Source organism: Xanthomonas sp. LMG 12460 (assembly GCF_009192895.1).
Lineage (GTDB): Bacteria > Pseudomonadota > Gammaproteobacteria > Xanthomonadales > Xanthomonadaceae > Xanthomonas_A > Xanthomonas_A sontii.
Map to the genome: position 1 here is coordinate 1 of NZ_NKUH01000125.1, position 19943 is coordinate 19943.

A 19943-nucleotide genomic window follows, 5' to 3' on the forward strand; every position below is an offset into this window, starting at 1 on the left:
GTGCCGGCGGCGGGCACGGGCAAAGCCTGAACGAGGCGACGTGTATCCTATGCGCCCCTCATGACGCCCCCGTTTCCAAGGAATCCCATGTCCCTGATCGCCCATTTCGACACCGCCCGCGGCCCGATCAAGATCGAGCTGTATCCCGACAAGGCCCCGCTGACCGTGGCCAACTTCGTGAACCTGGCCAAGCGCGGCTTCTACGACGGGCTGAACTTCCACCGCGTGATCGCCGACTTCATGATCCAGGGCGGTTGCCCGGAAGGCTCCGGCCGCGGCGGCCCGGGCTACCGCTTCGAGGACGAGACCAACAACGGCGTGCGCCACGAGCGCGGCGTGCTGTCCATGGCCAACGCCGGCCCCAGCACCAACGGCAGCCAGTTCTTCATCACCCACACCGCCACCCCGTGGCTGGACGGCAAGCACACCGTGTTCGGCAAGGTGCTCGAGGGCCTGGACGTGGTCGACAGCGTCGCCCAGGGCGATGTGATCAACAAGATCACCATCGAAGGCGACGCCGACGCGGTGCTGGCGGCCAAGGCCGACCGCGTCGCCGAGTGGAACCGCACCCTCGACGCCTGATCCGGCGCTGTCCGCGCGACCGGTCCTGCGGCCGGGCGCGCGGAACCTGCGTGCTACCATTTTCCCGATTGATTGCCGCACCCGACCGCCGATGACGATGCGCCCCCTTGTGTTGTGCCTGCTGCTGCTCGTGATCGGCGGCGGCGTGCACGCGTGGTGGCGCAGTGCGGCCTCGACACCGTCGGCCGCACTGGCCGCCGGCGACCCGCGGTTGCTGACCGGCGAGGCCGGCATCGTCATGCTCGCCGCCGACTGGTGCGGCTACTGCCGCCGGCAACAGGCCGATTTCGCCCGCGCCCAGGTCCACTACACGGTCCTGGACGTGGAGCAGGAGGCCGGCCGCCAGGCCGCCGCCGCGTTGGGCCTGGAAGGCGTGCCGATCACCGTGATCGGCCAGCATGTGGTCGAAGGCTACGACACTGCCGCCCTGGACCTGCACCTGCAGCCGCTGGGCTATCGCGTCTACTGATCCACCCCACCCACTTTCTTAGCAGAGGAATCCCCCATGAAAGCACCCGTTCGTGTTGCCGTGACCGGCGCCGCCGGCCAGATCGGTTATGCCCTGCTGTTCCGCATCGCCTCCGGCGAAATGCTGGGCAAGGACCAGCCGGTGATCCTGCAGTTGCTGGAACTGCCGATGGAGAAGGCCCAGGCCGCGCTGAAGGGCGTGATGATGGAGCTGGAAGACTGCGCGTTCCCGCTGCTGGCCGGCATGGTCGGCACCGACGACGCCGAAGTCGCGTTCAAGGACGCCGACATCGCCCTGCTGGTGGGCGCGCGTCCGCGCGGCCCGGGCATGGAGCGCAAGGATCTGCTGCTGGAGAACGCCAAGATCTTCACCGCGCAGGGCGCGGCGCTGAACAAGGTGGCCAAGCGCGACGTCAAGGTGCTGGTGGTCGGCAACCCGGCCAACACCAACGCCTACATCGCCATGAAGTCGGCGCCGGACCTGAACCCGAAGAACTTCACCGCGATGCTGCGCCTGGACCACAACCGCGCGCTGAGCCAGCTCTCGCTGAAGCTCGGCAAGCCGGTCGGCGGCATCGAGAAGCTGGTGGTGTGGGGCAACCACAGCCCGACCATGTACCCGGACTACCGCTTCGCCACCGCCGACGGCGCCTCCATCGCCGATGCGATCAACGACCAGGAATGGAATGCCGGCACCTTCATCCCGACCGTGGGCAAGCGCGGCGCGGCGATCATCGAAGCGCGCGGCCTGTCCTCGGCCGCCTCGGCCGCCAACGCCGCCATCGACCACGTGCGCGACTGGGTGCTGGGCAGCAACGGCAAGTGGGTGACGATGGGCGTGCCGTCCGATGGCTCCTACGGCATTCCCGAAGGCGTGATCTTCGGGTTCCCGGTCACCACCGAGAACGGCGCCTACACCATCGTCAAGGATCTGCCGATCGACGACTTCAGCCAGAAGTACGTCGACAAGACCCTGGCCGAGCTGGAAGAGGAGCGCAGCGGCGTGGCCCACCTGCTGGGCTGATCGCCAACGCGATCGCGTCGTCACGGAACGCCGGGCCCCGCCCGGCGTTTCGCGTTGTGGGAGTCCGACATGATGAATCTGATCCACTGGCGGCTGTACGTCGCCGTGGTCGAGTGCGGCAGCATCAGCGCCGCTGCCGCGCGCTGCGGCATCACCCAGTCCGGCGCCAGCCAGGCCATCGCGCAGATGGAGCACGTGCTGGGCGCAGCGCTGCTGCTGCGCGAGCGCGGGCGGGTCCGGCCGACCCCGTTCGGGACGCGTGCGCTGGAACATGCTAGGGCGATGCTGGCCGAGCTGGGGCAGATCCAGGCCCTGGCCAGGGCGCAGCGCGCAGCGGGTGCGGCCTCGCTGCGGGTCGCCGGCTTCGCCTCGTCGCGGCCATGGCTGGCGCCACGCCTGCGCGCGTTCGAGCGGGCGCATCCGGACACGGGTGTGGTCTGGCTGGAAGGCGGCGACGAGGAGGTCGAGGCCTGGCTGGCGGCCGGGACGGTCGACCTGGGCGTGGTACTGGATCCGGCGCCGGAGCGCGACGCCATGGTGTTCGGCATGGACGAGTGGCTGGCGGTGCTGCCGCCGGCACTGGCGCGTCCGCAGGCGCGCGACATCGCCCTGGCGGAACTGCTGACGCTGCCGTTCGTACTGGCCACCGGCGGCTGCTGGCTGCATGCGCAGCGCCTGGCCGAACGCGCCGGGCTGGCGATCGCCGACCTGCGCCTGCAGGTGCGCGACTGGTCCGGCGCCTGGACCCTGGTGCGCGACGGCGCGGGCGCCAGCCTGCTGCCGACGTCGGTGCTGCCGGCCGAGCGCGACGGCGTGCAGGTGCTGCCGTTGCAGCCGCGGCTGCAGCGCCGCTTCGCCCTGGTCGCTGCTGCACACGCGGCGCCGGCCGCGCTGCAACTGCGCCGGTTCCTGGACGAGGCCATTAGCGGCGCTACTGACCCGTCCTGACATTCTTGTTTCTCCGCAGGCCGCCGTGCCGCACACACTGCGCGCGCCGACTGTCCGGCGCCCCTGCGAGACCGTTCCGATGCTCCTCTATGCCGCTCCTGGCGCCTGTTCCCTGGCGCCGCACATCGTGTTGCGCGAACTGCAGTTGCCGTTCCGTCTGGTGCGCTTGGACAACCACAGCAAGCGCACCGACGAGGGCGGGGATTACCTCGCGATCAACCCCAAAGGCTACGTGGCCGCGCTGCAGCTGGACGACGGCCAGGTGCTGACCGAGGGGCCGGCGATCCTGCTGTACCTGGCCGATCGCTGTCCGCAGGTGGCGCTGGCGCCGCCCGCGGACGCAGACGCCTTGTCGCGCTACCGCCTGTACGAGTGGCTGGCCTTCATCAACAGCGAACTGCATGCCGGCAGCGTGCCGCTGTTCGATGCCGGGCTGGCACCGGCGCGGCGCGGCGCGGTCGCCGCCCGCCTGCTGCAGCGCTATGCCCATGCCGAGGCCATGCTGTGTACGCAGCCGTACCTGCTCGGCGAGCGCTTCGGCGTGGCCGATGCCTATCTGTTCACCGTGCTCGGCTGGCTGCCGCGGTTCGGCCTGTCGCTGGACGCGCTTCCGGCGTTGGCGGCGTACGCGGCGCGCATCGCGCAGCGTCCCAGCGTGGCGGCGGCGCTGGCCGCCGAGCAGGCGCTGCGCCCGGCCTGAGCGCGGCGCGCTGGCGGGGAGAGCATGACCTTCGGCGCTCGGCCGCGGCGCGGCGGCCGTGCTAGGTTGCCCGGGCCATTCGAAAGGGGATTTCGACCATGCTCATGCCGTTCCGCTGGATCGGCGCCCTGGCGCTCGCCAGTGCGTTGCCTGTCGCCGCCCACGCCGCCACCGCCGACAGCGGTTACCGGCAACCGCCCGAGCCGCTGCTGGGCGTGATGCGCGCCCCGCTCAATCCGACGCCGCGGCTGGACCCGACCGGGCGCACCCTGTTGCTGGTGGAGCGCCAGGCCTACCCGCCGATCGCGCGCGTCGCCGAGCCGTACCTGAAGCTGGCCGGAGTGCGCGTGGAACCGCGCACCCACGCCCGCCACGACATGTCCAACGGCTATGGCATCCGCGCCTGCCTGGACGGCTTCAGCCTGGTCGACGTGGCCAGCGGCAAGCAGACCGCGGTGACCCTGCCGGCCGGCGCCTGCCCGGCGCAGCCGGTGTGGTCGCCGGACGGGCGCCGCTTCGCCTTCAACAACACCGCGGCCGACCGCGTCGAACTGTGGCTGGGCGACGTCGCCACCGGCGCGGTGCGTCGCATCGACGGCGTGCAGCTCAACCCGGTACTGGGCGGCGAGATCCAGTGGCTGGGCGGCAGCGACACGCTGCTGGTGCGTGCGGTGCCCCAGGACCTCGGTCCGGCGCCGGTGAAGGCGGCGGTGCCGCCGGGGCCGGAGGTCAAGGAAGCGATCCGCGGCAAGGGCGAGAGCAGTACCTACGAGGCTCGCGACACCCTGTCCAGTCCCGAGGACGAGGCCCAGTTCACCTACTACGCCACGGCGCAGCTGGTCACTGTGGATGCCGCCAGCGGCAAGCTGCGCACGGTCGGCAAGCCGGCGGTGTACTCGGTGGTCGACGGTGCGCCGGACGGCCGCCACGTGCGCGTGGAGCGCCTGCAGCGCCCGTACTCCTACGTCACCACCTACGGCCGCTTCGCCCACGACGTGGCGGTGCTGGACCTGGCAGACGGCAGCGAGCGCGTGCTGGCGAACCTGCCGGTGGCCGATCGCGTGCCGGTACACGGCGTGCCCACCGGGCCGCGCGCCTACGGCTGGCGCGCCAACCAGCCGGCCACCCTGGTCTGGGCCGAGGCGCTGGACGGCGGCGACTGGAAGACCAATGTGCCGGCGCGCGACAAGCTGCTGACCCTGTCGGCACCGTTCACCGGCAAGCCGCGCGAACTGGCCAAGGTGACCCAGCGCTACGCCGGCCTGAGCTGGTTCGCGCAGGGCGGGCAGGCGCTGCTGGACGAGTACGACGAGAACCGTCACTGGCGCCGCACCACGCTGCTGGACGCGGACCGCCCCGGCAGCGCCGGGCGGGTGCTGTTCGACCTGTCCACCGACGACCTCTACGCCGATCCCGGCACGCCCGAGCTGCGTCGCCTGGCCAACGGCGAATACGTGCTGCGCGAGGACAACGGCGCACTGTTCCTGAGCGGGCAGGGCGCCACCCCGGCCGGCGACCGGCCGTTCCTGGACCGCTATGATCTGGCGAGCGGCAAGACCCAGCGTCTGTTCCGCAGCGGCGCCGATGTTGATGAGGCCTTCGCCGGGTTTGCCGGCGAGGACACCACCCGCCTGCTGACCTGGCGGCAGTCGCCGAGCGACCCGCCGAACGTCTACCTGCGCACGCTGGGCCAGCCGCAGCCGGCTGCGGCAGCCGGCGAGGCGGTGGTCGCCTCTACCCTGGCGCCGGTGACCCGCTTCCCCGATCCGACCCCGGTGGTGCGGCAGATCAAGAAGCGGCTGGTGACCTACAAGCGCAAGGACGGCGTGGAACTGTCCTTCACCCTGTACACGCCACCCGGCTACAAGGAAGGCACGCGGGTGCCGGCGATCCTCTACGCCTATCCGCTGGACTACGCCGATGCCTCCAAGGCCGGCCAGGTCAGCGGCGCCAACGACCGCGACTTCACCCGCCTGCATTCCTACCAGCTGTTGCTGCTGGCCGGCTACGCGATCATCGACGACGCCGCGTTCCCGATCGTCGGCGATCCCAAGACCGCCTACGACACTTACCTGCAGCAGCTGGTGGAGAACGCGCAGGCGGCGGTGGACAAGGCGGTAGCGCTGGGTGTGGTCGACCGCGACCGCATCGGCGTCACCGGCCACAGCCACGGCGCGCTGATGGCGGCCAACCTGCTGGCGCACACCGACCTGTTCCGCGCCGGGGTGGCCACCAGCGGCAGCTACAACAAGACCCTGACCCCGTTCGGCTTCCAGAACGAGCGGCGCTCGTTCTGGGCCGCACCGGAGGTGTACGCGCAGGCCTCGGCGTTCTTCCACGCCGACAAGATCAACGAACCACTGCTGCTGGTGCACGGCATGGACGATGCCAACCCCGGCACCGAGACCACCCAGGCCCCGCGCATGTTCCAGGCCATCCGCGGCCTCGGCGGCACCGCGCGGCTGGTGCTGCTGCCGTTCGAACCGCACTGGTACACCGCGCGCGAGTCCAACGAGGACGTGGTGGCGGAAATGCTGGAGTGGTTCGATCGTTATGTGAAGCAGGCGCCGCCGCTTGCGGCGTCGGCGGACAAGGCGGCACAGAAGCAATAGCTCGACGATTTAGGAGCGCACGATGAAATTGCGTTTTCTTTGCGCGCCAGTGCTGCTGGCGCTCACCGCATGCGGCGCCGTCGACACGATGAAGAATGCGTACGCGCATTCGCAGGAGGTGGCTGCCGACCTGGAGAAATCCGTCGGCAGCAAGCCGATGGTCGGCTTCAACTGGGCCAATGGTTCGCTGGTCCAGGTCACGGTCAACTTCCAGGGCGTGCCGCACAAGCCCCTGGATCAGATCGTGCAACTCAGCAAGGATTCGGTAGCCACGCGCTTCGAGCAGGCGCCGGGGAATGTGGTGGTGACGTTTACGGTGCCGGGGAAGTAGGTCCGTCTCCGGCGATTCGTCCAGCCGACGCCGCATTGCGGCGCGGCTCGATCCAGGCGTGAGGCGAGCCATGTCCAGTCCCTGCTACCCCGGTACAACGACGCCTGTTCGTCGTGGCGACCTGGTCAAGTGGCGCAATGACGAACGCCCGTCGCGAGTGCTCTTTGTCATCAGCACCGACGACTTTCCACCCGAAGAAGACGTCGCATCAAGAGTGTGGTTTCGGTCGGAGTTCGGCGAAGGCATCATGGTCGACACGCCGACCGCAGGATGGGTACTCGAGTCGGAAGACTGCGCGAACCTGGTATTGCTGCATACGGTCGATGAGCGCGCCTGACGAAGCGCGCCCGAGCCGAAGTGTCTCGCAGCAATGGTGAATCGTGGTGAAGGAATTTTGTATGCATCGCACTGATGACGCGGTTGAGATCGAGCGACTTGTAAACGTGTTGGTCCCAGAAGGGTACTTCGCATACTGCAGGTGGGATGGCACGGTGCCGCTCTTGTTCGCGCTCGGCGAAAAGAAGACGCACTCGGTGGACGTGCGACGTCGTGGGCAGCACGTGGCCGTGCATTACTGGTTCGGGTATCCCGACGACGACTTCATTCGCGAAGAACGGTTCCAGACCTTTGCTGAGACCGTGGCGCCGGTGAGGGCTTGGCTCGCCAGGGACACCCCGAGCTGACACGGCGTCGTGGCAGCTTCGTTCAAGGGTCTGACAGCGCGCGCTGCACTGAAGCTGGATCCGCGTTGTCCGTCTAGGCCCCTTCGACCAAGGTCGGAACGACGCCCTCCCCACCGAAGGACTATGCTCGGAGCCGGTGCACCGGCCTTGGGAGGGGCGGCATGGACTACGCGACGCTGTACCGACGTTCGATCGAGCGGCCCGAAGAGTTCTGGGCCGAGCAGGCCAGGGCGATCCACTGGGAGCGGCCGCCGCAGGCGATCCTGGAGTACGACACGCCGCCGTTCCGGCGCTGGTTCGTCGGCGGCCTGACCAATCTGTGCCACAACGCGGTGGACCGGCATCTGCCCGAACGCGCCACGCAACTGGCGCTGGTCGCGGTGTCCAGCGAAACCGGGCAGACTCAGGAGATCACGTATGCGCAGCTGTACCGTGAGGTCAACGCCTTCGCCGCGGTGCTGCAGCGGCTGGACGTGCAGCGCGGCGACCGCGTGGTCATCTACATGCCGAACATGGCCGAGGCGGTGTACGCGATGCTGGCCTGCGCGCGCATCGGCGCGGTGCATTCGGTGGTGTTCGGCGGCTTCGCCGCGCACAACCTGGCGCTGCGCATCGACGACGCGCGGCCCAAGCTGCTGATCGCCGCCGATGCCGGCAGCCGCGGCGGCAAGCGCATTCCCTACAAGCCGCTGGTCGATGCCGCCTGCGCCGAAGCCAGTGCGCCGCCGCCGACGGTGCTGATCGTCTCGCGCGGGCTGGACCCGGCGCTGCCGCGCGTGCCCGGGCGCGACGTCGACTATGCCGAGCTGCGTGCCGAGGTCGGCGATGCGCAGGTGCCGGTGGTGTGGCTGGAATCCAACGAGCCCAGCTACCTGCTGTACACCTCCGGCACCACCGGCAAGCCCAAGGGCGTGCAGCGCGATGTCGGCGGGCATGCGGTGGCGCTGGCGTTGTCGATGCGCACGGTGTTCGACTGCGGCCCGGGGCAGACCATGTTCTCCACCTCCGACGTGGGCTGGGCGGTGGGGCATTCGTACAACGTGTACGGCCCGCTGATCGTCGGTGCGACCTCGCTGCTGTACGAAGGCCTGCCGGTGCAGCCGGATCCGGGCGTGTGGTGGGCGCTGTGCGAGAAGTACCGGGTGCGCACCATGTTTTCCTCGCCGACCGCGATCCGCGTGTTGAAGAAACATCCGGCGCGCTACCTGCGCGAGCGCGACCTGAGTGCGCTGCGCTATCTGTTCCTGGCCGGCGAGCCGCTGGACGAGCCGACTGCGTTGTGGATCGGCGAGGCGCTGGGCAAGCCGGTGATCGACAACTACTGGCAGACCGAAACCGGCTGGCCGGTGCTGACCCTGTTGCCGGGCGTCGAGTTGCGGCCGGTGAAACCGGGATCGCCCGGCTTTCCCAATCTTGGGTACCGCACGCGCATCGTCGACGAGCACGGCGTCGAGGTGCCGGCCGGGCGCAAGGGCGTGCTGGTGATCGAGCCGCCGTTGCCGCCGGGCTGCATGACCACGGTGTGGAACGACGACGCGCGCTTCCTGCGCAGCTACTTCAGCCATTTCGATACGCTGCTGTACAGCTCGCTGGACTGGGCGATCCGCGACGAGGACGGCTACACCTTCATTCTCGGCCGCACCGACGACGTGATCAACGTGGCCGGACATCGCCTGGGCACGCGCGAGATCGAGGAAGCCATCGCCGGCCACGCCGACGTGGCCGAGGTCGCGGTGATCGGCATGCATGACGAATTGAAGGGGCAGGTGCCGGTGGTGTTCGCGACGCTGAAGCAGGTCGCGCCGGATGCGGCGGCGGTGATCGAGGAACTGCGCCAGTGCGTGGTGCAGCGTCTTGGCGCGGTGGCGCGCCCGGCGCAGGTGTATCTGGTGCAGGCCTTGCCGAAGACGCGGTCGGGCAAATTGTTGCGGCGCTCGCTGCAGGCGCTGGCCGAGCAGCGCGATCCGGGCGATCTGTCGACGCTGGACGATCCCGGCGCGCTGGAGGAAATCCGTCGCGCCTTGCGCGGTTGACGTGCGACCGGCGACGCCGGCGCAGCCGCGCCGGCGTTCGCATCATCGCTTAGCTCAGGCCTTCGGCCTGCAGCGCCGCCTGCACCTGCGGATCGGCGGACATGCGTTCGAAATGCAGCTGCAGATTGGGGCCGAGCGCGATCTGCTGCGCGCGCGCCCAGCGCAGGGTGACGAACAGGTAGGCATCGGCGATGGAACGGCGCGCGCCGCCCAGCCAGGTCTGCTGTTCCAGCGCAGCTTCCACGCGCGCGTACAGCGTGCGCACGCGTTCGCGTGCATGTTCCTGGGTGCGGGCGATCACCGCGGCATCGTCGAGATAGCGGGTGCTGCCGAACAGCGGATGAAACGCCGGGTGCAGATCGGCGTTGAGGAAGGCCAGCCAGCGCTGTATTTCGGCACGGCTGCGCGGGCTGCCGTCGCCGGACAGGTGCGCGTCGGGCGCGAGATCGGCGATGTAGTTGAGGATCGCCGAGTTCTGGGTGAGCACCCAGTCGTCCATCTGCAGCGCAGGCACCGCGCCGGCCGGATTGATCGCCAGGTACGTCGGCGCCTTCATCGCAGCGGCATCCAGCAGCTTCAGTTCGAACGGCAATCCGGCCCAGCGCAGCGCGATGTGATCGGCCAGCGAACAGGCGCCGGGCTTGGAATAGAGTTTCATGGCAGGCGGTTCCGCATCGGTCAGGACGGCAGAGCGTACCTGCTGCGCGGGGCGCTTGGCGATGAAGACGCGCCATGCGTGGCGCGCGCGCCTGCGTCAGGACATGCCTGTGTGGCGAACGATCAGGACGCGTTGCGCGGGCGCAGCTTCTGCACGCGATAGAACGTGTGGTCGCCGATGGTCGCGACCTGATAGGCATTGCGCCAACTCGGGCTGGCGATGGCATGCGCGGCGAAGTGGCTGGCGCCCGGCACGATCTCCTTGCGCTGGCCCTGCGGCAGCGCCCAGTTGCGCTCGGCGGCGAAGGCGACCTTGACCGCATCGGCCCAGGCGTCGTCGTTCTTCAGTTCGGTGCCCGGCTTCACCAGGCCTGGCGCGAACTGCTTGCGTGCGGTGACCACCTGGCACATCGAATCGCCCCACAGGCCGCTGTCCAGGCGACGCAGCGCCACTTCGGCGACGGCTTGTTGTCCGCGCAGCGTCTGGTCGCGCGCTTCCAGGTATACGGTGGTGCTGAGGCAAAGCGAATCGGCAGCGGGTTGCGGCAACAATTGCGAGAGCCAGAGAATCCAGGCCAGTTTCATCGTACTCCTTGCTCCGTATGGGCCGTCGTCGTGGCGCTGCGCCGGGATGGCGCGGCAAGCGATGCGGCTTGGCGTCATGGGGAGGCGGCCTGTCACGGGCCGCCCGGGTGCCGGCAATCTGAAGTCCGGCGGATCCGCCAAGATGGGCGGATCGAGAAGAGGCGCGAACGATAGGGGCCGGTTCCCGAATCGCAACTGAATCCCGAGTGTTGACAGGGTTCACATCTCGCTGTGTCGAGATGCCGTCGCGCCTGGCCGCGCGACGGCATTGTGCAACGCCGCACTGCGGCGCATGAGGCTCAGGGAAACTGCTTGCGCTGCATCAGCATGGCGTACACCTTCACCACCGGATCGGCGTGTCCGCTCAGTTGCGTCAGGCGTTGATCGCGATCCGGCCAACGCTGCGCCTGATCGGCGAGCACGCGCAGATCGCCGAACCAGGTGTCGTGATCGCGTGCGTAATACGGGCCGCTCAGCAGCGTGGCGAGCAGGTGCATGCCGCGGTCGCGCGCCGCGCCCGCCGGCGCGTACTCGAGATAGCGCAGCAGTTCGCGCAGGCGCGCGCGCTGCACGCGGCCGCTGTCGTCGCTGGCGGCGGTCTGCTGCAGCACGCCGTGGTCGAGTTGGTCGAGGAACTCGATCGATGCTTTTTCCGTCGCCGCATCGCCTGCACTGGAAGCCGGATCCAGCAACTGCGTGCGGATGTTGTAGCCGGCCTGGCGGATCAGCGAGATCGCATCGGCGTCGATCGACTGCGCGGGGAGCTGCGGTGCCGGCACGATGCGCTCGGCCGGCAGCTCGGCGACGAAGCGCTGTTCCAGCAGCCAGTGGTTGCCGAGCACGCTGGAAGCGCAGCGCGTCTGCGCAAGATGCGCGGCGACGTAGCCGCGGTAGGCGGCGTGCAGGCGCTCGCGCAGGGCGCTGTCGGACATCTGTTGCAGCACCAGCGGCATATCGCCGGCCACGCTGAGTTCGGTGGCGGTGAAACCGGCATCGTCGCCGCGGATGCGTTCGAACATGCGCACCAGGCCGTCGCCGAGCTGTGCCTGTCCCGCAGTATCCAGCGGCGCCGCGGCGAGCGCCATCTTCAGCGCCGGGGCGGTGTCGGTTTCGTGTTGCGCCGCGTCCACGCGTGCGGCGATTGCGCTGGCGCGCGCTGCCGGTGACGCCGGCTGCAATGCGCTGGCCAACGCATAGGTCGGGCTGGGATCGTCGAGATAGTCCGCATCGCAACTGCCGGCGTGCGGCGTCGGCAGCGCGGCGAACAACGCCTGAACCTGCGCTGGCGTGGCGTGTTGTGCGGCGCGTGCCTGCAGCGTCAGCCGATCCAGACCAGCGGTGCGCGGTGAGCGCAGTTCGTCGTCGTGCTCTTCGTCGATGCTGCCGACGCGGGCCAGGCCGGGCATGCGCCGTTGCGCGCGCTCGGCCAGTGTCACGGCCTGTTGGGTCAGCCGTTGCGCGGCAGCGGCCCGGTTGCCGTCGGCTGGAAGATCGGCGGATGCAGCCAAGCGCAGCAGCACATCGGCCTGGAAGTCGGCAGGCAGCGCCTGCGCCGCGGCCAGCACCGCACTCGCAGTTGGCCCGGGCACGGCGCTACCGTTCATCGAATCGGCGCCAGTGGACGGCGGCGTCTGCGCACTGGCCGGACCGGCAGGCGGGTGTGTTGCGAGGGAAACCGGCGCTGCGGTTTGCGCGCCGTGGGCGGTGGCCGCGCGTTGCAGCAGCGGCACGCAGGCGCCGGCGACCAGCAGCGCGAGAAGCAGATGGCGGGGACGTGGGGCGGAACGCATGGGAACTCCTGAAGGCGGGCGACGGACTGCACGGCGCATGGGCGCCGTGCAGGACCGGGGAGCGCACTCCCCGGGCGACCATCCAGTGGTCAGTTGTAGCGCGCGGTGTTGCGCGGCACGTTGGCGCGAATCACCCCGAGCGGATCGTCGGTGATGATGCTGGTGAAGCCGGCGGTGACCTGCGCGCGGAAATCCGGACGGTCGTCGGCGGTCTCGTTGCCGAAGTACTTGGTACGCGTCAGGTAGTCGTCCAGCGAGGCACAGCAGGTGCCGTTGCTGCGCACGTAGTGCTGGCCGTCATGGCTGCTGAGGCGGTACTCGGGCACCGGCGAGAACGCGCCGATCGCGCGTTTCTGCGCCTGGTTCTCGGCCAGCAGTTCGGCGGTCGGGTCGCCGCGGCGGGGCTGCTTGTTGCCGATTTCCAGCCATGCGAAGCCACTTTGGCGACGCGCCTCGTTGATCCAGGCGTTGACCCGGCACGCCGGCGTGTCGCCGCGCCCCGAGCCGCACTCGCCGACGTAGCCGCCGTCGGCCAGCCTGTCCATGTCGCCGGCGTAGATGGTCGGCGCGAATGGCACACCCTTGGTGAAGCGGGTGATCTCGCTGGGCGTCTTCGGCAGCAGCGAGGCGCTGAATTTCAGCACCACCTGGTTCTCCATGCGGAACGCATGGACCTGGTCGGCCGCGCGCGAGACTGCATCCAGGTTCTTCAGATCAAGCACCACCACCATGTGGTTGGCGTAGGTCACCACGGTGTTCAGCGCCTTGGCCAGCGAGGTCGGATTGTCGTTGGTCTTGGCGAAGTTCTTGTCGCGCAGGAACGAGTTGACCAGATCATGACTGGTCAGGGTGCTGATGTCCGGATTCCAGCCCTTCGGATTGGTTGCCGGCTGGAAGATATAGAAGCCGGGTTCGTGATACACCACGCGACCGGCGTTCTGGTCGTGGAACAGCCAAAGGATGCCGTCGGAGGCCTGCTTGACATCGAGTTCGATCGCTTCGATGTTGTTGTTGTAAGTGCTGAGGATCGAGCAGGTGGAGTTTTCCGCGCAGCCGTCGCCGACCAGGCCGCGGTGCGAAATCACCACGACATCGGCGTGGCTGCCCTGGTAGGGGGCTTTCATCACGTTGAGGATATGTTGCGGGTTCCAGTTGCTGGCGGCCGACGCCATGCCGGACAGCGTGGCCAGCGACGCGCAGGCCAGCGCCAGGGCGAGAACCTTGGCGGGTTTCTTGGGCAGTTTCATGTGCTCTCTTCCGTTCGGGGTTGATGGAATGAAGTGAAGCAGCGCAGCGCGCGGCAACCGCCGCGCCCATGGGCGCGGTTGTCTGCAGCGCAATGCTCGAAGCGACGGGCATCGTCCTGGCGTTTCATGCCACCCGTCTGAAACTGGACTCCTGGCGACACCGCGCGTGGGCCACCGCGTGATGTCGCCGGGATTTGGACCGAGGCCCGCTACCGGGGCGTGTCCGTGCCGTGCAGGTAGCGTTGCAATGCCAACGGCTCGTCGGTTTGGATCATGCTGACGCCGTGCTTGCGCAGCCCGCCCCAGACCGCAGCCGGATCGCGCAGCGCGCGCTGGTCGGTGTAGTGCGCGGACAGCCGCATCGGTTTGCCGCTGGCGATGTCGTTGGTCATGGTGTTGACGAACAGGCGCGTGTGCGGCGCCAGTTCGCGTTGCGCAATGTCCAGCACCACCGGGTCGTCGAACATCAGCTGCACCACCGCCGGCTGCAAGCTGGCAGCGCGGCGCAGGGCCTGCTCGGGCGGCAGCGTCGATTCGCGTTGCAGGTACAGCGCCTGCAACGCGATGTCGGCCTTGCGCGCGCGCTGCAACACCGTGTCGGGCACGTCCAGCGGCACGTTGAGCAGCACGTCGCGCTGCGCGCCGGCCGCCTCCACCGCGTCGATCACTTGGTCCAGTGCCGCGGCCTTGATGTCCAGGTTCACCAGGACCTTGCCGCGCGCCAGGGCCAACGCCTGCGCCAGCGTCGGCGGATGCCGCGCGGTGAGCGTGCTGTCGCGGCCGCCGCCCCGGCTGCGCACGCGCAAGGCGGCGATCTGCGCCGCTTCCAGATCGGCCACCGCGCCGTGTCCGTCGGTGGTGCGGTCCACCGTCTCGTCGTGCATCAGCACCAGCGCGCCGTCGCGGGTGGTGCGCACGTCGATCTCGACCATGTCCACGCTGCGCGCGATGCACGCGGCGATGCCGTCAAGCGTGTTCTCCGAGGCGAACGTCCAGCAGGCGCGGTGCGACACCACCAGCGCCGGTCCGTGCGGGTCGCGCAGCCGGTCGGGCAGGCTCTGCGTTGCCGCCATGGCCACGACCGGCATCGACAGCACGGCGCTCATCAGCAGTCTCCGGAAGCGCATGCTCACCATCTCCAGGTCAGCGACGCGTTGTAGTTGCGGCCGAAGATCGGCCGCGCGTAGATCGCGTCGGCGGTGCCCTGGCCGGACAGCGTGTCCACGCGCGCATTGCCTTCGGTCAGGCCGAGCGCGTTGCCGACGTTGGCGGCGTGCAGCTGCAGTTCCAGGTGATCGGTCAGCCGCGCGAACAGGCCAAGGTCGTAGGTGGTGTAGGCGGGCAGGGCGGTGGCGTTGGTGTAGTCCACATAGCGCTGGCCCATGCGATAGGCGGTGGCCGACAGTTCCAGCGGCCGGCCGTCGATGTCGAAGTACAGGGTCGGGCTGATCGACGCCATGAACTTCGGGATGCGCGAGATCTGCTTGCCGTCCTGGTCGCCGTAGCTGAGGCCGGTGGTCGCGTTGCTCAGACCGCGCGTCTGCGGATCCTGCAGCGTGGCCGAACCGGTGATGCCGAACAGCGGCAGCGGCCGCCAGGTGAACTCCGATTCCAGGCCCAGCGTGCGGGTCTTGCCGACCAGTGCCAGGCTCTGCACCGCACCGCTGCCGTCGAGCACGATGGCGCTGATCGACAGATCGTTGAAGCGGCTCCAGAAGCCGACTGTGGAGAACGAGAAGGTGTCGCCGAAGCTGCCGCGCAGGCCGGCCTCGGCCTGGTCGATGTCGGTGACGTCCGCGTTCTGGGTCTGGTAGACGTTCTGCAGCCGCGGCAGGCGCTGCGACTGGGTGTAGCGGGCGAAGGTCTGCAACTGCGGGGTGAGCGCGAACTCGGCGCCGAGCGTCCACTGCGTGGCGTGGCGATGATCGGTGCGCGGACTGAACGCACCGCTGAGCCCGCCGACGTTGTCGTCGGCGAGCGTGGTCGGATCGCCGAGATTGCGCGTGGTGGTGGCGTAGACGCCGCCGTTGGCGTTGTAGCGGGTGTAGCGCACGCCGGCATCCAGGCCGAGGCGGCCGAAGCGCACCGAATCCCACAGGTACGGCGACAGGTAGGTGCCGTTGGCGAAACCGCTGGTGACGCCGTTGCCGTAGCGCACGAAGCCGTTCTGGGTGACCGAGCCGACCACGTTGCCGGTGGCGTCGTAGGCCAGCACGTCCAGGCGCTGCGCGTTGTTCTGCAGCGTGGTCAGCACGGTGTTCTGCAGGCGGTCCTGGCGGTACTCGAAGTGCTGCACGTTGAGGCCGGCGGTGAGCGTGTGCTGGCCCAGTACGGTGTCGTCGAACGCCTTGCTCAGTCGCAGGTCGTCGGACAGCGTGCGCAGATGCGTGCGCGCATTCCACAGGCCGCTCTCCAGCACCAGGCCGTTGGCCGCGGCTGGATCGTAGGCGGCGCCGTTGCGGCTGGCGACGTAGCCGACCCGCGCCACCCGCGTGCCGAAGCCGCTGCGCGCACGGCCGAGTTGCGTGTTGAGGTAGGTGCCGGCGTCGTAGGGCGCGGCGCCGGAGAACAGCGCGGTGTAGTCCACCTCCGCATCGACGAAGCGCATGCGGTTGTTGAGGGTCAGGCCGTCGCCCAGATCCCACTCCAGGTGCGTGCCGAGTTGCTTGACCTTGGTGTGGATGCCGTCGGCCAGGTCGAGGTTGCGCGCCAGCGGGCCGTTGCCGTCGAAGCTCAGCGCGGTGGTGTGGCGCAGGTCGTTGGACAGCAGGGTGCCGTCCAGCGGATCGATCAGCGCCGACAGCGATTGCGACGGGTTGCGTGGGTCGGCCAGGGGGATCGGGTTGTAGAAGGCGGTCCGGTCGTTGAGGTACTTGGCGTCGACGTCGAGGATCGCATCGCCCATCAGGAAGGTCAGGTTGCCGCGCAACTGGCCACCCTGGTCGGCGGTGTAGCCGGTGCGGCGCAGACCGTCGTCGCTGCGGTGGTAGCCGCCGATGCTGTACAGCACGTTCTCGCTGAGCGGGCCGGCGCTGTAGGCGTCCTCGCGGCGCAAGCCGTCGCTGCCGACGCTCATGCGTACCGCGCCCTCGGGGGTGGCAGTGCCGTGGCGGGTGATGGCATTGACCGTGCCGCCCGGCGCGTTGGTCGCGAACAGCGGCGAGGTGCCGCCGCGCACCACCTCCAGGCGCTCGGTCATCATGTCCAGCGCGAACAGGGTGTCGACGTTGAAGAAGCTTTCCTGCGGCTCGTCGAACAGGGTCAGGCCGTCTTCCTGGTATTGCACGTAGTACCAGCCGCCCGCCGGCAGGCCGCGCACGTAGAGGTTCTGGCCGCCGCCCTGGCCGCCGGAGGGTTCGGCGGAGAAGCCGGGGACCGCCCGCAGCATGTCCACGCTGCTGCTCGGGGTGCTGCGCTCCAGGCGTTCCTTGGACACCACGCTGATCGCGAAGGGGGCGTCCTTCTGCGACTGGCCCTGCGGCGTGCCGGTGACCACGATCTGGTCCAGCGTGGTGGTGGCGTCTGCCGGGGGTGCTGGCGCGTCCTCGGCATGGACGGTCGCGGCGCTGCCGAGGATGGACGCGAGCGCCAGTGCCAGCAGGCTCGGGTGCGGATGAACGGTACGCATGAAGACCCCCAGTAAAAGAATGTGGGGTTAATACTATTTACCATGTATGAAACTTAGATGTCCACGTGCTAGGTTGTTGCGGTTCGTGCATCCATCACGCTTTGCGTCCGCCTATGCCGCATTCCGATTTCCCGCCGCGCGTCAGTGCCGGCGGCCGCCAATTGCTCGACCGTGTGTTCAAGACCGGGGTGCAGACCCAGGCGGCGCTGAGCCGCGACCTGGATCTGTCGCAGCCCACCGTGGCGCGCCTGCTGCAGGGCTTCGTGCAGGACCACATGGTCCAGCTCAGCGCCCGTGCCGCCGAGGGTCGCGGCAACCCCAGCGTCGATGTGCGGCTGGCGCCGGATTACGCCTACGCCTTCGGCATCGGCCTGATGGGCGACGTGGTGGCGCTGGCGCTGGTGGATTTCGCCGGCACCGTGCGCGGCCAGCGCCGCGTGGGCCTGGCCGACATGCGTCGCGCGCCGGTGCTGGCGCAATTGCAGCGATTCCGTGCGGAGCTGCTGGCCGAGACCGGAGTGGACCCGGCGCGGGTGGTCGGCATGGGTATGGCGATTTCGGCGTTCTTCACCGGGCAGGGCCGGCAGATGGCCGGGCCGCCGGCGCTGGAGGACTGGACCCAGGTGGACCTGGTGCCGATTCTGGAAGAAGCCCTGGGCTGCGCGGTCACCATCGAGAACGATGGCGCGGCGGCGGCGGTCGCCGAGAGTCTGTACGGGGTCGGCCGCGACTGCCGCGACTTCGTCTACCTGCACCTGACCAACGGCTTCGGCGGCGGCATCATCGCCGATGGCCGGCTGTTCCGCGGCCACCGCGGCAATGCCGGCGAGTTCGGCGGCATCTGGACCGTCGGCGGCATGGCCTATCCGAACCTGGACGCGCTGCTGTCGCTGGTGCGGGCCGCCGGCCAGGACTACGCCGGAGTCGAGCAGATGCTCGGCGCGATCGACGCGCACACCCCGGGCGTGGACGCCTGGCTGGACATGGCCGAGGCACCGTTCTCGCAGTTGTGCGCGTATCTGGCCTATGCGCTGGATCCGCAGGCGATCGTGATCGGCGGGCGCCTGCCGGCCGCGATCGGCGCACGCCTGATCGAGCGCATCCGCATCCCGCGCGCACCCAACCGGCACGGCCTGGCGCCGCTGCTGCCGCAACTGTGCATCGCCCGCACCGTCGGCGACGCGGTGACCCTGGGCGCGGCGTTGATGCCGCTGCAGCGGGCGTTTTTCGCCTGAGACATGCAGCGGCGGGCGCAGTGCGTCGCGCCGCGGTGCAGGTGTTGCTTGCCAGACGGCTAGCCCGCGTTGTATCGCGGTGGCGTCGACCGTGCGCCGCCTCAGCCGCTGCTCGCGTTCGCCGCCAGGCCGGCACCGATCGGATGCGATCGCCGGCGTCCCGTCAACAGCGCCAGCAGCAGGCATAGCGCCCCGCACAGCAGCGGGCCGGCCGCCATCGCCCAGCACAGCAGCAGGCAGTGCCCGTCGCGGTAGGCCAGCGCATCCAGCAGCACGCCGATCAGCACCACCCCGGCGGCCAGCGCGACCTGTGCGGCGGCGGTCAGTGCGGCGAAGCACAGCGCATGCTCGGCGACCGCCCGGGTCGCGGTGCACTGCGCGTGCCAGGCCCATACCAGTTGCCCGCCGCTGCCGCCGATGGCGCCGATGCAGGCGGCCGCGGCCAGGCTCAGCAGTGGCTGCGCCGGCAACGCCAGGGCGAACAGCGGCGCGCACAGCAACAGGGCGCTGCCGAGCCAGGCCAGCCGTTGTGTCGGCGTGCGCTGTCGGCCCCAGCGCGCGGCCAGCGGCTGCACCAGCACCGTGCCGAGCGCATAGGCGATCAGGACCGCGCTGCCCCAGCCGGGCGAGAGCAGACCGTAGGCAGCCACGTACGGGGCGAGCTTGGTGAACGCGGGCAGGGTCAGCGAGACCGCTGCGATCAGTGCCAGCGGCTGCCAGGGAATCGCGCGCCACGAGGGCGCTCGGTCGATCGCGATCACGGCCGTGGCGTCGGCCGGGGCCGGGTGCGCAGTGGCGTGATGGCGCAGCACCCGCTGCAACTGCCAGGCGCACAGCATCGCCACCGCCGCCAGCACCGCGCTGGCCTGCAGCGCCAGGCTGCCGCCATCGGTCCCGCGCGCCAGCACCGCACCGACCACACTGCTGATCAGCAGCGCCGCCGCGCCGCTGCCGGCCAGGCGCAGCGCGCTGGCGCCGTCGTGGCCGCGCCAGGGCCACTGCGCCAGGCTCAGCAAGGTGTTCTGGGCCACGTCGCAGGCGGCGTAGGCCAGCCGGAACAGCAGGCTCACCGCCAGCACATAGCCCAGCCGCCACGGCGGCGGCAGCAAGGGTGCGGCGAACACCAGCAGCAGCGCCAGCGCCGCGGCGGCCAGGCCGTGCCATTGCAGGCGCCCGGCGCTGCTGCTGGTGTTCGCCGCACCCTTGCTGCCGCCGCCGTGGCGGCTGGGCTATGTGCTGGCGGTGAGCCTGCTGTTCCGGCTGGCCTACGCCGCCTGCGACGTGGCCCAGAAAACCTTGCTGAGCCTGGCGCAGAGGCCCTGGGGGGGCCACGACGGCGCCAGCGCGCCCCGCCTGGCCGGCAGCGGCGCGGCGCCGACGCGGAGCAGCCAGGTGGTCGGTGCGGGGTGGGGGCGCGGGG

Annotated in this window: 18 protein-coding genes and 1 pseudogene; 12 read left to right on the forward strand and 7 right to left on the reverse strand. The window is 69.5% G+C overall.

Features of this window, described 5'->3' with window-relative positions; genetic code table 11:
- Positions 1 to 87 precede the first annotated feature (87 nt).
- The 10 genes from CEK66_RS19350 (at position 88) to prpE (ending at position 9381) form a co-directional block, all read left to right on the forward strand.
- On the forward strand, positions 88 to 582 hold the full coding sequence (locus tag CEK66_RS19350) for a peptidylprolyl isomerase (RefSeq protein ID WP_010340465.1): 495 nt from the start codon (positions 88 to 90) through the stop codon (positions 580 to 582).
- Between the two features lie 91 nt (positions 583 to 673).
- Positions 674 to 1051, forward strand: coding sequence for a glutaredoxin family protein (locus tag CEK66_RS19355; RefSeq protein WP_152237985.1), 378 nt, complete (start codon positions 674 to 676; stop codon positions 1049 to 1051).
- 36 nt (positions 1052 to 1087) lie between these two features.
- The gene (locus CEK66_RS19360; protein ID WP_026144781.1) at positions 1088 to 2074 is read left to right on the forward strand and encodes a malate dehydrogenase; all 987 of its coding nucleotides are present in this window, start codon (positions 1088 to 1090) and stop codon (positions 2072 to 2074) included.
- Between the two features lie 69 nt (positions 2075 to 2143).
- Positions 2144 to 3022, forward strand: coding sequence for a LysR family transcriptional regulator (locus CEK66_RS19365; RefSeq protein WP_152237986.1), 879 nt, complete (start codon positions 2144 to 2146; stop codon positions 3020 to 3022).
- Between the two features lie 79 nt (positions 3023 to 3101).
- Positions 3102 to 3722, forward strand: coding sequence for a glutathione transferase GstA (gene gstA / locus CEK66_RS19370; protein ID WP_152237987.1), 621 nt, complete (start codon positions 3102 to 3104; stop codon positions 3720 to 3722).
- Positions 3723 to 3820: 98 nt separating this feature from the next.
- A complete protein-coding gene (locus CEK66_RS19375) occupies positions 3821 to 6334 on the forward strand; it encodes a prolyl oligopeptidase family serine peptidase (RefSeq protein WP_152237988.1) in 2514 nt (837 codons plus the stop codon).
- A 22-nt stretch (positions 6335 to 6356) separates the two neighbouring features.
- Entirely contained in the window at positions 6357 to 6665 is a 309-nt protein-coding gene (locus tag CEK66_RS19380) for a hypothetical protein (RefSeq protein ID WP_152237989.1), read from the forward strand.
- A gap of 70 nt (positions 6666 to 6735) precedes the next feature.
- Entirely contained in the window at positions 6736 to 7002 is a 267-nt protein-coding gene (locus CEK66_RS19385) for a hypothetical protein (protein WP_152237990.1), read from the forward strand.
- Between the two features lie 154 nt (positions 7003 to 7156).
- Entirely contained in the window at positions 7157 to 7348 is a 192-nt protein-coding gene (locus CEK66_RS19390) for a hypothetical protein (RefSeq protein WP_152237991.1), read from the forward strand.
- A gap of 161 nt (positions 7349 to 7509) precedes the next feature.
- The gene (gene prpE / locus CEK66_RS19395) at positions 7510 to 9381 is read left to right on the forward strand and encodes a propionate--CoA ligase (protein ID WP_152237992.1); all 1872 of its coding nucleotides are present in this window, start codon (positions 7510 to 7512) and stop codon (positions 9379 to 9381) included.
- A gap of 49 nt (positions 9382 to 9430) precedes the next feature.
- On the opposite strand, the gene CEK66_RS19400 is transcribed toward prpE, so the two are convergent.
- The 6 genes from CEK66_RS19400 to CEK66_RS19425 all read right to left on the reverse strand — a co-directional run bounded on the left by CEK66_RS19400 (position 9431) and on the right by CEK66_RS19425 (position 17288).
- Positions 9431 to 10039, reverse strand: a complete 609-nt coding sequence (locus tag CEK66_RS19400) for a glutathione binding-like protein (RefSeq protein ID WP_152237993.1) — start codon at positions 10037 to 10039, stop codon at positions 9431 to 9433.
- A gap of 122 nt (positions 10040 to 10161) precedes the next feature.
- Complete coding sequence (locus CEK66_RS19405; protein WP_019797714.1) at positions 10162 to 10623, reverse strand: cell wall hydrolase; 462 nt, start codon at positions 10621 to 10623, stop codon at positions 10162 to 10164.
- A gap of 299 nt (positions 10624 to 10922) precedes the next feature.
- On the reverse strand, positions 10923 to 12413 hold the full coding sequence (locus tag CEK66_RS19410; protein ID WP_226978693.1) for a hypothetical protein: 1491 nt from the start codon (positions 12411 to 12413) through the stop codon (positions 10923 to 10925).
- Positions 12414 to 12502: 89 nt separating this feature from the next.
- On the reverse strand, positions 12503 to 13660 hold the full coding sequence (locus tag CEK66_RS19415) for a glycerophosphodiester phosphodiesterase family protein (protein ID WP_152237994.1): 1158 nt from the start codon (positions 13658 to 13660) through the stop codon (positions 12503 to 12505).
- A gap of 209 nt (positions 13661 to 13869) precedes the next feature.
- On the reverse strand, positions 13870 to 14766 hold the full coding sequence (locus tag CEK66_RS19420; protein ID WP_152237995.1) for a glycerophosphodiester phosphodiesterase family protein: 897 nt from the start codon (positions 14764 to 14766) through the stop codon (positions 13870 to 13872).
- Positions 14767 to 14789: 23 nt separating this feature from the next.
- Entirely contained in the window at positions 14790 to 17288 is a 2499-nt protein-coding gene (locus tag CEK66_RS19425) for a TonB-dependent receptor (protein ID WP_152237996.1), read from the reverse strand.
- 113 nt (positions 17289 to 17401) lie between these two features.
- On the opposite strand from CEK66_RS19425, the gene CEK66_RS19430 reads away from it, so the two are divergent.
- Positions 17402 to 18523 carry an ROK family protein gene (locus CEK66_RS19430; protein ID WP_152237997.1) on the forward strand — a complete coding sequence of 374 codons (1122 nt, stop codon included), beginning with the start codon at positions 17402 to 17404 and terminating at the stop codon, positions 18521 to 18523.
- 101 nt (positions 18524 to 18624) lie between these two features.
- Here the strand turns inward: CEK66_RS19430 and CEK66_RS19435 are convergent, their stop codons facing one another.
- Complete coding sequence (locus CEK66_RS19435) at positions 18625 to 19692, reverse strand: MFS transporter (protein WP_343193466.1); 1068 nt, start codon at positions 19690 to 19692, stop codon at positions 18625 to 18627.
- A gap of 10 nt (positions 19693 to 19702) precedes the next feature.
- On the opposite strand from CEK66_RS19435, the pseudogene CEK66_RS19440 reads away from it, so the two are divergent.
- Positions 19703 to 19943 (forward strand): annotated as a pseudogene (locus CEK66_RS19440) (hypothetical protein); the annotation flags it as partial.